Origin of the sequence: Pontixanthobacter aestiaquae (assembly GCF_009827455.1) — a bacterium.
In the GTDB taxonomy this organism is placed as follows: Bacteria; Pseudomonadota; Alphaproteobacteria; order Sphingomonadales; family Sphingomonadaceae; genus Pontixanthobacter; species Pontixanthobacter aestiaquae.
In genome coordinates, this window is sequence record NZ_WTYZ01000001.1 from 1801812 (window position 1) to 1813229 (window position 11418).

Here is an 11418-nt window from a genome sequence, read left to right on the forward strand (position 1 = left end):
TTTTTGGCACCACTTATGTGGTTTGAAAGTCCCTCGATGTCTTCGGATGTCGGGGGTTTTTCTTTTGCTGGGGCTCAATCCTTCTTTTTGCCCCATTTGCCTGTTTCCATCCAGACCAGAAACCGTCCGAGCGGCAACAGCCAGACCAGGCCGAAGAAGATATAGACAATTGTTTGCCCCCAAGTCGGCCAATCACCGATCAGATCCGGTAGATATCGCGCCAGCACGATCCCGTAGATCATCAGTCCGATGAATAGGCCGAGAATGCCGAGAGGAATTCGTCCGGTGGGTTCTTCGCGCATTAGAATGGTCCGTAAAGCCTGGTAGGGGTGACGATGGCGCTCAATGCAATATCGTGTGGTTCGGTCGGGATATTATCGACCAATTGTTCATCCCACGCCATCCCGATTGTTAGTGTTTCGGTGTTCTGTGCCAGCCAACGATCATAATGGCCGCCGCCTTGGCCCAGACGGTCGCCTGTATCGGTGAATCCAAGTAAAGGAGCAAAGATCACATCCGGCGTGAGTTTCTCAGCTTCATCAGACGGTCGCTTTAGGCCAAATGCGCCCTCCACCAGGTCAGTTTCTCCAAACGGATCGGTATGCTCCGCGAACTGCATCGGGTCATCGGGCGACGCAAAGGTCGGGAGGGCCAGTTTATGTCCTGCCTCTGAAAAGAACTTCGCGTAACCGCTCGCGGGTGCCTCGTCGGGTCCCGCATGATACAGGCCAACGACTGCATCCGCCGGTATTAATTCCATCAAAGGCGCAGGAGGGCGCTTGAATAGCAAAGCACGAATGTTTTCCGAGATGCTGGCCGCATGGGCGCGGCGCGCGGCTCTCAGTTGCTTTCTCAGGCTGGCCTTGGCTACGGTCGGGTCAGTCATCGGTGCTGTTGCTCATTCAGTTTTGAGGGTGACGGGACCACTATGGATCGTTCTCTGGGAAATCCGCCGACGCCAAAAGGGTCAGGTGGGCACCGTATGCGTCAAGGCCCCGAACGAATCGTTACCTTGGGCAGGGACAGTTCCCTTGGATTGCTTATCGCCTCAGGGATGTTCTGCAGCGCGTGTCGAGCAGTCCCGTCAGATGTAACTTAGGAACTCGCGGCCCCGGCCTCAAGCTTATCCGCACAAGTTTCGAGTAAATCGGCAAAACGTTCGAGCGCGGGGGCTAGATCGGGATCGTCCATTAGGGTCGCGCTGAAGCCTGATGCCGCAGATGCGTTACGCGCTTCGTCTAATTCCGCAGAAAGGGCTGCTTTCTCTTGCTCCAGGCCAGCAACATGCGCTGTCGCTTTCTCCAGCTCCGACCGGCATTCTTCCGATTCTTCGCGCCGCTGGGTTAGTTCGGTTCGAACCTCTTCAACCTCGCTTGCATGGTTTTCTTGCGCGAGTTTCATCCCGTCGAGTTGGGATTGCAGGGATGAGATCTGTTGTTTTAGCTCATCCTGAGAGGCGAGTGCAGCTTCGCCAGCCTCCGCCGATTTTTTGGTCTCGTGCAATTCGTCCGCCAAAAACAGGGCGCTGAACAACAGCTTCTGTGTCTCGGCAATATTCTGGCTATCGCCGAGCTGCGCGATTTTCTCGTTGATTACAGCACCCAGCGAACTGACGTGATCTTCTTCGCCTGCGCCGCATGCCACCGCATATTCGCGGTCGCCAATAGACAGTTTGACCTCGCTCACTGGCCGAGCTCCTCGATCAATTTATCGAGATCATTCATAGTGTTAGAGACCGTGTCGCGTAAGCTTTCGTGCTTGACGACGAGCGCGGAGACGGACGGGGGAGTATTCGGTAAGTCGTCCGCAGCTTTGGCGATGCGGGCCAATGCCGTTTCAATGCGCTGGACAGCGGACTCGATGCGTTCCTGGCTCATGCAACGCAAAATACCGCAAATGCTGTGCCTAGGCAAAGGTTTGGGCGATCAACTTGATACCGCCTGTTGATAATTCGATGTGACTTGGCGTCAGCAGGGACCTCGAAACCGGGCATTTTTGAGTACGGTTTCGATCACGCTTCCGATTACGGGCGGGGATCATGGAAGCACTGTCCTTGACCTTGCTTGGCGGGTCGGCGAAGGCTTCGCCCGCGTCGAATCGTTTGAGACACGCGCCCGTAAAAACACTTGCTGCTGGAGCTTCCTGAATGAGCCTCGATCCGTCCCGCATGGCACCCATGGCTAACGCGATCCGCGCGCTTTCGATGGACGCTGTCCAGGCAGCCAACTCGGGGCACCCCGGCATGCCGATGGGCATGGCCGATGTTGCAACGGTTCTATGGGCAAAATACCTAAAATTCGATCCCTCCGCACCCGACTGGGCCGACCGCGATCGGTTCGTTCTTTCGGCAGGTCATGGCTCAATGCTCATCTACTCGCTGCTGCACCTTTCGGGCTACGCGCAGCCGACAATGGATGATATCCGCAATTTTCGCCAGCTTGGCTATCCCTGCGCCGGACATCCGGAAAACTTTCTGCTCGACGGCGTTGAGTGCACAACCGGACCGCTGGGGCAGGGCGTGGCTATGGCGGTAGGCATGGCGATCGCCGAACGCCAACTGAACGCGCATTTCGGCGATGATCTGGTTGACCACCGGACTTGGGCCATCGCTGGTGACGGGTGCCTGATGGAAGGCATTAATCATGAGGCGATTGGCCTCGCTGGTCACCTGAAACTCGGCCGGTTAATTGTCCTGTGGGACGATAACAATATCACGATTGACGGTTCTGCCGATCTTTCCACCAGCGAAGACGTGAAGGCGCGCCACACCTCGGCGGGTTGGCACGTTGTGAGCTGCGACGGGCACGATGTCGCAGACATAAGCCGTGCAATCGAAGAAGCGATGGCGGATCATCGCCCGTCTCTGGTCGCCTGTAAGACGGTGATCGGTAAAGGCGCACCGAATAAGCAGGGCACCTCGGCAACGCACGGGGCACCGCTTGGCGCAGAGGAGATTGCAGCTGCGCGCGAAACGCTTGGCTGGAATCACGAGCCCTTTGTCGTTCCTGACGATATTGTCGCAGACTGGCACGCTACAGCTCATCGCGGTGTGGAAGCACATAGCGCGTGGCAATCGCGCTACGAAAATTCAGCCAAAAGGGAAGAGTTCGACGCGCGCATGGCAAACCCTGCGGACCGCGCTGGACGAGTGATCGAGGATCATATTCGCGGCTTAGCGGCAGAACCGCAGAAAGTCGCGACCCGTAAAGCATCGGAAATGGCGCTTGGCCCGCTCACAGAAGCCCTGCCGCAGATGATCGGCGGCTCAGCTGACCTTACCGGCTCGAACAACACCAAAACGCCCAGCACCCTGCCATTTAGTGCAGATGATTATTTGGGTCGTTATTTGTATTACGGCATCCGCGAATTCGGCATGGCCGCGGCGATGAATGGCATGGCGCTACACGGAGGCGTGGTGCCCTATGGCGGCACCTTCCTGATCTTCAGCGATTATTGCCGCAACGCGATCCGACTATCGGCTTTGCAAGAGATTGGCACCATCTATGTGATGACACATGACTCGATTGGTCTCGGGGAAGACGGTCCAACGCACCAGCCTGTCGAGCAAGTGATGAGCCTGCGCCTGGTCCCTAACCTCAATGTGTATCGCCCATGCGATACGATTGAGACTGCAGAATGTTGGACGCTAGCACTGCAAACGCCTGAAACGCCGTCTATTCTTGCGCTCTCACGCCAAGGTCTTCCGCAGATGCGCGGCGAGGGCGATGAAAACTGGACATCGGCGAGCAACCGCTCGGCGAAGGGTGCGTATCGCCTAAAGGCCGCCGGTTCTGATCGCAAAGTTGTACTGGTGGCAACGGGTTCCGAGGTGCACCTTGCTGCGGAAATTGCTGGTGAACTCGAAGCTCAAGGTATCGGGGCAGATGTCGTCTCGATGCCGTGTACCGAACTGTTCGATGCGCAGGACGATGCTTACCGTACAGACCTACTCCCTGCCGATGTACTGAAAGTTTCGATAGAAGCTGGTACAAGCTTTGGTTGGGAACGTTACACGGGCACGGACGGGATCAATATTGGTATTGATCGCTTCGGTGCCTCCGCACCGGCGAGCGATCTATTCAAGAAATTCGGTTTCACTGCGGATGCGATTGTACCGCAAATTATCAATAAATTGAACGGTTAAGTTGGAGTAATTCCCATGACGACGAAGGTAGCCATCAACGGTTTTGGACGCATCGGGCGTCTTGTAGCGCGTGCGATTCTAGAACGCAGCGATCATGACTTGGAACTGGTCGCAATCAACGATCTGGCAGATGCCAAAGCGAACGCGCTCTTGTTCCAATATGACTCTACACATGGCCGCTTTCCCGGCGAAGTCAGCGCAAGCGATGACAGCATTACAGTCAACGGCAAGAAAATCGCTGTGACGTCAGAGCGTGACCCCGGCAATCTCCCACACGCCGCGATGGGTGTGGATATTGTTCTGGAATGCACCGGTTTCTTCCAGTCGCACGAGGCCGCCGAGCCTCACCTAGCGGCGGGCGCAAAGCGCGTTTTGATCTCCGCTCCGGCAAAAAATGTTAGTGCGACAATCGTGTATGGAGTCAACCATGACGTCCTGACGTCAAGCGATGTCATTGTTTCTAATGCATCTTGTACCACAAATTGCCTTTCGCCAGTCGCAAAGGTCTTGAATGATCTTGTCGGTATCGAGCGCGGTTTCATGACCACGATCCACAGCTACACCAATGATCAACGTATGCTCGATCAGATGCATGGTGACATGCGCCGCGCTCGCGGTGGTGCGCAGAATATGATCCCGACGACGACCGGTGCTGCACGCGCGGTTGGTCTGGTTCTTCCAGAACTCGCAGGCAAGTTGGACGGCAGCTCTGTCCGTGTACCGACACCGAACGTCTCACTGGTCGATCTGGTGTTCACGCCAGGCCGCGATACGACGGCAGAGGAGTTGAATGCTGCTTTGAAGGCGGCTGCGGATGGTCCGATGAAAGGTGTTCTCGATTACACCGATCAGCCGCTCGTGAGCAGCGATTTCAACCACTATCCGGCCAGCTCGACTATCGACAGCCTTGAAACCTCGGTCATGGAAGGCAAACTTTGCCGCGTTGTCAGTTGGTATGACAATGAATGGGGCTTCTCCAATCGTATGATCGACACCGCCGGTGTGATGGCAGGAATGCTCTAAGGAGCGGTAGATGAGCAGCTTTCGTACTCTGGATGATCTTGGAGATGTAACTGGCAAAGTTGCGCTCGTCCGCGTTGATCTGAATCTTCCGATGAACGGCGGTTCGGTTACCGACACGACCCGCGTCGAGGCTTCGGCACCGACAATCCTCGAACTCGCGGAGGCGGGCGCGAAAGTATTGCTGCTGGCTCACTTTGGTCGTCCGAAAGGGCAACGTAACTCGACCATGTCAGTCAGCATGACGCTTGATGCAGTCGAGGAGGTGCTGGGCCGCGAAGTGATGTTTATCCCGGAGATCCAAGGACCTGTGGTCGAACAATCAATCGGTATCCTGCGCAATGGTGACATTGGCTTGCTAGAGAACAGCCGCTTCTGGGCTGGCGAAGAGGCGAATGATGCTGATTTTGCTGCAGGTATTGCTGCCAATGGCGATTTCTTCGTCAACGACGCCTTCTCAGCAGCACACCGCGCGCATGCTAGTACAGTCGGCGTGGCAAAGATCCTGCCTTCTTACGCCGGCAGGGCGATGGAGAAAGAGCTCAAGGCGCTTGCGTCCGCACTCGAGATGCCCGAACAGCCCGTCGCGGCGGTGGTGGGCGGTGCGAAAGTGTCCTCTAAACTGGCTGTGCTCGAGCACCTGGTCGGCAAGGTCCAGCATCTGATTATCGGCGGCGGAATGGCCAATACGTTTCTCGCCGGACGCGGGATCGATGTTGGCAAATCGCTGTGCGAGCATAATCTGACCGATACTGCGAATGCGATTATGGAAGCAGCTGACTCTAGCGGCTGCACGGTGCATCTGCCTTATGACGTCGTCGTGTCGCAAGAGTTCACCGCCAACCCGCCTAGTCTTCGTATTTGCAACGTCCATGAAGTCGCTGAAAATGAAATGATTCTGGATGTAGGACCACAAGCTGTTGAGGCGTTAGCTGACGTCTTGAAAACCTGTCATACGCTGGTTTGGAATGGCCCGATGGGTGCTTTCGAGACCGAGCCATTCGATGCAGCGACAGTGGCTCTGGCGAAAACCGCCGCTGCACTGAGCGCCGAAGGATCGCTGGTTTCGGTTGCGGGCGGCGGAGATACTGTCGCTGCGCTCAATCATGCCGGTGCTGCTGATGATTTCTCTTATATTTCAACCGCTGGCGGCGCTTTCCTTGAATGGATGGAGGGCAAGGTACTACCGGGTGTGGCGGCGCTTAGGGGCTGAGTTCACCGATAGTCAGGGTTCGGCGCGTCGAAACGGCGGCCTTCTTTCCATAGGTCGGTTGAGTTACCGTGCGCGGGAATGCCGCCGGCGTCTTTTAGCATTCGTGCGAGATGCATCATATTCCAAGTTGCAAAGGTTGTGTTGCGGCGGGTGAAGTCGTTATCAAAGCCGGCATAGCTGCCATCGTCTAGCTGATCGCCATAGGACGGCCCCGGTCCGGCTTCGCCGATCCAACCCGCATCCGCTTGTGGCGGAATAGTGTAGCCAACGTGCTGCAGCGAGTACAGCACACCCATGGCGACATGCTTGATGCCGTCTTCATTCCCGGTGACCATGCAGCCGCCGACTTTCCCGTAAAATGCGTATTGGCCCCTATCATTGGTTTTGCCAGAGTGCGCGTAGAGCCTCTCAATCACACGTTGACAGACTGATGATTTTTCGCCGAGCCAAATTGGCGATCCGAGGATGAGAATGTCAGCCGCTTCGACCTTCTCCCAGATTTCCGGCCAATCGTCCCTGTCTGCACCGTGCTGGGTCATATCGGGATAGACACCTGGGGCAATTGTAAAATCTACAGGGCGTACACGTTCTACCTGTACTTGATTGCGAACCATGATTGTCTCGACAATGCCAAGCAGCTTGTCGGTGTGCGACCCGCCGGGGGATGGTTTCAGCGTGCAGTTTAACAACAGTGCATTTATATCGCTGAAATCGGTTTTATTTTCATCGCAGAGTTTTTCTTGGACGGCATCTAACATTGGGCGGTCTCCTTGTTGATTTGCTTTTGCCGCACAGCAATCGTGCAATAGGGCCGAGAGGCGGTTGCGAAGGCCAATTTCGCTCGGTAAAGCGCCGCACAGACTTGATACGCATTCGTATGCACTAAAGCAGGATAGCACGCATGAATACCGCTGAAATGACCGCCAAGATGGCTGCTGGCCAAGGATTTATTGCCGCACTTGATCAGTCTGGTGGGTCAACGCCCAAGGCGTTGAAAGGCTACGGCGTCGAAGAGAGCGAGTATTCGGGCGACGAAGAGATGTTTGCCAAAATCCACCAAATGCGCTGCCGGATTGTAACTTCGCCCAGTTTCAATGGCAACAAAGTGGTTGGGGCGATCCTGTTCGAGAAAACCATGAATGGCTGCACCGACGATGGTACGCCAGTCCCGACACAGCTTTCAAATCGAGGGATCGTGCCCTTCCTAAAAGTCGATGCGGGCATGCATGAAGCGGAAAACGGTGTTCAATTGATGAAAGACATGCCGCGCCTCGACGAGCTGTGCGCTCGCGGCAAAGAGCTTGGCGTCTACGGCACCAAGATGCGCTCGGTCATTCACGAAGCTAATGCAGACGGGGTCGCGGCCAATGTCCGCCAGCAGATGGATTTTGGTCTGCGCATTCTGGATAATGGCTTGATGCCGATCCTGGAGCCGGAAGCTTCGCTCTCCAGCGAGAGCCGGGCGGAAGCAGAGGAAATGCTTCTTACAAGCATGCAGGAGCAATTGGACCGGCTTGGTGACGATCAGCAGGTAATGCTGAAGCTGACCATTCCGGCCAAGCCGAACCTGTACCAACCGCTTGTTGATCACCCCAAAGTGCTGCGCGTTGTGGCGCTGTCGGGCGGTTATTCTCGGGAGGAGGCGGTGCGTGAACTTGCCAAGAACACCGGCATGATCGCTAGTTTCAGCCGCGCTTTGCTAGAAGAGCTGCGTGCGCAAATGGACGATCAGGAATTTGATGCTGCTCTGTCGAGCGCAATCGATGAAATTCACGCTGCATCAATCGCTGGCTAATCTTGTGCTTGGCGGCGTTGGTGCAAAGCTCTAAGCCGCTGTCATGTCCGATAACAGCCGCGTGCCGACCCAGATTTACCTGATTTCGCCGCTTGATGTCAGCGGAGATTTTCCCGCGCGTTTGGAGCGAGCATTGGCTGTAGGCGGGCCGGTCACGGCTTTTCAGTTCCGAGTGAAGGGGCTAGGTCAGCACGAGGCGGCCGAGCTTGCCGCACCGCTGCAAGACATTTGCGCGGCGCATGAAGTAGCATTCATCGTCAATGACAGTGTGGCGCTTGCAAAGCGTTTGGGTGCTGATGGTGTGCATCTTGGCCAATCGGACGGGTCTGTGAAAGATGCACGCGAAGAGTTGGGCCATGAAGCGCAGATTGGTGTGACGTGTCACGGCAGCCGTCATCTAGCGATGGAAGCTGGCGAGCAAGGCGCGGATTATGTGGCATTCGGAGCCTTTTACCCTAGCACGACCAAAGAGATTGAGCATACCGCCGAGATCGAACTGCTCGAATTCTGGAGCGGATTGTTCGAGATACCCAGCGTGGCGATCGGCGGGATCACACCTGATAATTGCGGCCCGATTGTCGAAGCGGGTGCCGACTTTATCGCCGTATCCGGTTCTGTTTGGAACGGTGACGAGGTCGCTGGGATCAAGGCTTTCGCTGATAAGCTGACCGGGTAACTAACCCGATCCTCCGCGTCTGACGCAGCGAATGCGGCCCGGCTTGCCGTCATTCGCTATCCATTGCAGCTTGGATTTGCCGGTGCGGTCAAACCGCATGCCTTTGAGCGGGCCCCCAGTGAATGTCACGCGTTTGCCTGTCAGCAAATAAGTGCCTGCGCCCTCAGCATTGCGATAGGTCGAGGCGTTGCTGATCGTGAAGTTCTTATCTGGCAGATCGATCCATGCCGCGCCTCCGGCGTCGCCCGGTAGCGAGCAGACGTAGAACCCGTGCGGGAGCGTGCCTAATCGCCCCATCCGGTCTTGAGAACTGGCAGGCATTGCCGTGAATGAGCAGGCGATTAATAAAATTGCGGACGGCAGAATTGGCTTGATAGTCATGTCGGCTATTCCGATAGGGAAATTATAGCGATAGCGCCAGCCACCTTGCCCGTTGCTGACTGCTCGGCTAAGGGCGCAGTTCGGCGCATCGCTTGACGATACGTGTTCCCATTACAAGGCTCTTTGAACCATGAAAATCAGCGGCGTGGACATTCGTCCCGGCAACATCATTGAATATGAAGGCGGTATCTGGAAGGTCGCCAAGATCCAGCACACCCAGCCCGGTAAAGGCGGCGCGTATATGCAGGTTGAAATGAAGAACCTTCAGGACGGCCGCAAAACCAATGTCCGTTTTCGTAGTGCGGATACCGTTGAGAAAGTCCGTCTGGATACGAAAGAATTTCAATATCTCTACGAAGACGGCGAGCTGTTGGTTTTCATGGACGGAGATACCTACGAGCAGATCAATCTCGAATCCGATCTACTTGGCGATGCCAAGGAGTTCTTGCAGGACGGTATGCAAGTAACGCTTGAGCTGTGGGAAGAGAAGCCGATTAGCGTAGCCCTACCAGACCAAATTGAAGCCGAAATCGTAGAAGCGGACGCGGTGGTGAAGGGACAAACTGCCTCATCCAGCTACAAACCTGCTGTTCTTGACAATGGTGTACGGGTAATGGTTCCGCCACATATCGAAGCGGGTACGCGTGTGATTGTCGATGTGTATGAGCGGACTTACGTTGGTAAGGTAAGCTAAACCCACATCCTTTAGGGGAATTTGCAATGGCAGATGGCAAACATCCAAAACTGGCCGGGATCGAGATGGAGACCAGCTATATTCTTGGCGTAATCTATGACGATGAGTCATTGACGCTGGAAATGGATTTCCATTTGCTGGAGGATCATCCCGCTTATGAGCAGTCGGAAACCGATGAGGGGTGTTACAAACAAGGCTTCATCCGCTTTGCCGATATGGACGATCTCCGCCTAAAGAAGGCAAAGCCCGCCGAAGGGGGTGACGTCGATCTTAGTGATATATACTCAGCCCAGTTTGAAGGTGAATACGCCTTTCTTTCAAGCGGTTGGGGCGAAATTGAATTGACCGCGAAATCTATCCAGATCGCTCTGGACTGACGCGCGGCAACTTAGGAATTAGACATGGCAGCATTATCGGGCCTGATCCGCGTGATGGAACGCGCCGCGCGCAAAGCCGGTCACCGTCTCCGCCGCGATTTCGGCGAAGTCGAACATCTTCAAGTGAGTCGAAAGGGCCCAGCAGACTTCGTGTCCAAGGCGGACATGCGGTCCGAACGCACGCTGTATGACGAGTTGCTGGAAGTACGCCCTGATTGGGGCTTTGTACTGGAAGAAGCCGGAGTGATCGAAGGTGCGCCTGATATGCCGCGCTGGATAATCGACCCACTCGACGGCACCAGTAATTTTTTGCATGGCATCCCGCATTTCGCGATTTCGATTGCCGCCCAGGAGCCTAAGCCCGGTGGCCAAGGCTGGGGAGATGTCATCGGGGCGGTGGTCTATAACCCCGTGACCGACGAGACGTTCTGGGCAGAGAAAAACCGCGGGGCGTGGCTGCAAGATGCGCGTCTGCGGGTTTCCGCTCGCCGCAGCCTTAGTGATGCCTTGATCTCGACTGGCATCCCCTTTCAGGGACATGGTGATTTCGCGGAGTGGAGCAAAGTTTTCAATGCGATTGGTCCGCAGGTCGCGGGTATCCGCCGTAATGGTGCTGCTTCACTCGATCTGGCCTGGCTTGCGGCCGGTCGCTATGATGGGTTCTGGGAAAGCGGTTTGAATGATTGGGATACCGCAGCAGGCTGCCTGCTGGTTCGTGAAGCCGGCGGTTTCATCAGCGACTATCGCGGCCGCTCTGAACCGATCCATTCCAAGCAGGTTCTCGCCGCCAATGATGCACTGCATTCTAAGATGCATAAATTGCTGGCAGGCGCTCTGAAAAAATAGCGTGGCCAAAGTAAGAAAATGCGTGCTTGAAGCCAGAGCAAAGCGCCGCTAAGCCGCGCCAGCTTGCAAAAGCGAATACAGCACGGGATGCCCCTGTGGTGGAATTGGTAGACGCGCTCGACTCAAAATCGAGTTCCTAACGGAGTGTCCGTTCGAGTCGGACCAGGGGCACCATATTTACCTTCATCTGAAATAAATGCGGTCTGTATTCGTTATTGAGCGAAAATCGCTTGTGTTTCTGCCCATCCTTTGAGATTCAGCATCGCAACGAT

General features: G+C 55.6%; 14 protein-coding genes and 1 tRNA gene. 9 read left to right on the forward strand and 6 right to left on the reverse strand.

Translation table 11 applies throughout. The features are described 5' to 3' along the window. Positions 1-74 precede the first annotated feature (74 nt). The 4 genes from GRI35_RS08580 to GRI35_RS08595 all read right to left on the reverse strand — a co-directional run bounded on the left by GRI35_RS08580 (position 75) and on the right by GRI35_RS08595 (position 1877). Positions 75-302, reverse strand: coding sequence for a DUF2842 domain-containing protein (locus tag GRI35_RS08580; protein WP_160613773.1), 228 nt, complete (start codon positions 300-302; stop codon positions 75-77). Beyond that, positions 302-886, reverse strand: coding sequence for a 5-formyltetrahydrofolate cyclo-ligase (locus GRI35_RS08585; RefSeq protein ID WP_160613774.1), 585 nt, complete (start codon positions 884-886; stop codon positions 302-304). Before GRI35_RS08585 ends, GRI35_RS08580 begins: the two co-directional genes overlap by 1 nt. 209 nt (positions 887-1095) lie before the next feature. Then, positions 1096-1686, reverse strand: coding sequence for a cell division protein ZapA (locus tag GRI35_RS08590; protein WP_160613775.1), 591 nt, complete (start codon positions 1684-1686; stop codon positions 1096-1098). Further along, on the reverse strand, positions 1683-1877 hold the full coding sequence (locus GRI35_RS08595) for a hypothetical protein (protein WP_160613776.1): 195 nt from the start codon (positions 1875-1877) through the stop codon (positions 1683-1685). Before GRI35_RS08595 ends, GRI35_RS08590 begins: the two co-directional genes overlap by 4 nt. A gap of 269 nt (positions 1878-2146) precedes the next feature. On the opposite strand from GRI35_RS08595, the gene tkt reads away from it, so the two are divergent. From tkt to GRI35_RS08610, 3 genes are read left to right on the forward strand one after another with little or no spacing between them, the layout of a single operon-like run. Then, complete coding sequence (gene tkt / locus GRI35_RS08600; protein WP_160613777.1) at positions 2147-4144, forward strand: transketolase; 1998 nt, start codon at positions 2147-2149, stop codon at positions 4142-4144. Between the two features lie 15 nt (positions 4145-4159). Beyond that, positions 4160-5167 (forward strand): type I glyceraldehyde-3-phosphate dehydrogenase, encoded by a 1008-nt coding sequence (gene gap / locus GRI35_RS08605; RefSeq protein ID WP_160613778.1) that lies wholly within the window; start codon positions 4160-4162, stop codon positions 5165-5167. Positions 5168-5177: 10 nt separating this feature from the next. Next, entirely contained in the window at positions 5178-6377 is a 1200-nt protein-coding gene (locus GRI35_RS08610) for a phosphoglycerate kinase (RefSeq protein WP_160613779.1), read from the forward strand. 2 nt (positions 6378-6379) lie between these two features. Here GRI35_RS08610 and GRI35_RS08615 read toward each other — a convergent pair whose 3' ends face one another. After that, positions 6380-7135 carry a flavodoxin family protein gene (locus tag GRI35_RS08615; protein ID WP_160613780.1) on the reverse strand — a complete coding sequence of 252 codons (756 nt, stop codon included), beginning with the start codon at positions 7133-7135 and terminating at the stop codon, positions 6380-6382. Positions 7136-7278: 143 nt separating this feature from the next. Here GRI35_RS08615 and GRI35_RS08620 point away from each other — a divergent pair, with 143 nt between their 5' ends. Both GRI35_RS08620 and thiE read left to right on the forward strand, forming a co-directional pair. Beyond that, on the forward strand, positions 7279-8172 hold the full coding sequence (locus tag GRI35_RS08620) for a fructose bisphosphate aldolase (protein WP_160613781.1): 894 nt from the start codon (positions 7279-7281) through the stop codon (positions 8170-8172). A 43-nt stretch (positions 8173-8215) separates the two neighbouring features. Next, complete coding sequence (thiE, locus tag GRI35_RS08625) at positions 8216-8848, forward strand: thiamine phosphate synthase (RefSeq protein WP_160613782.1); 633 nt, start codon at positions 8216-8218, stop codon at positions 8846-8848. On the opposite strand, the gene GRI35_RS08630 is transcribed toward thiE, so the two are convergent. Then, positions 8849-9229, reverse strand: a complete 381-nt coding sequence (locus GRI35_RS08630) for an elongation factor P (RefSeq protein WP_235900172.1) — start codon at positions 9227-9229, stop codon at positions 8849-8851. Between the two features lie 130 nt (positions 9230-9359). Here GRI35_RS08630 and efp point away from each other — a divergent pair, with 130 nt between their 5' ends. The 4 genes from efp to GRI35_RS08650 all read left to right on the forward strand — a co-directional run bounded on the left by efp (position 9360) and on the right by GRI35_RS08650 (position 11320). Beyond that, entirely contained in the window at positions 9360-9923 is a 564-nt protein-coding gene (gene efp, locus GRI35_RS08635) for an elongation factor P (RefSeq protein WP_160613783.1), read from the forward strand. A 26-nt stretch (positions 9924-9949) separates the two neighbouring features. Then, a complete protein-coding gene (locus GRI35_RS08640) occupies positions 9950-10300 on the forward strand; it encodes a hypothetical protein (RefSeq protein WP_160613784.1) in 351 nt (116 codons plus the stop codon). 24 nt (positions 10301-10324) lie between these two features. Then, entirely contained in the window at positions 10325-11146 is an 822-nt protein-coding gene (locus GRI35_RS08645) for an inositol monophosphatase family protein (protein WP_160613785.1), read from the forward strand. A gap of 89 nt (positions 11147-11235) precedes the next feature. Beyond that, positions 11236-11320, forward strand: a tRNA-Leu gene (locus tag GRI35_RS08650). The last annotated feature ends 98 nt before the right edge of the window (positions 11321-11418 follow it).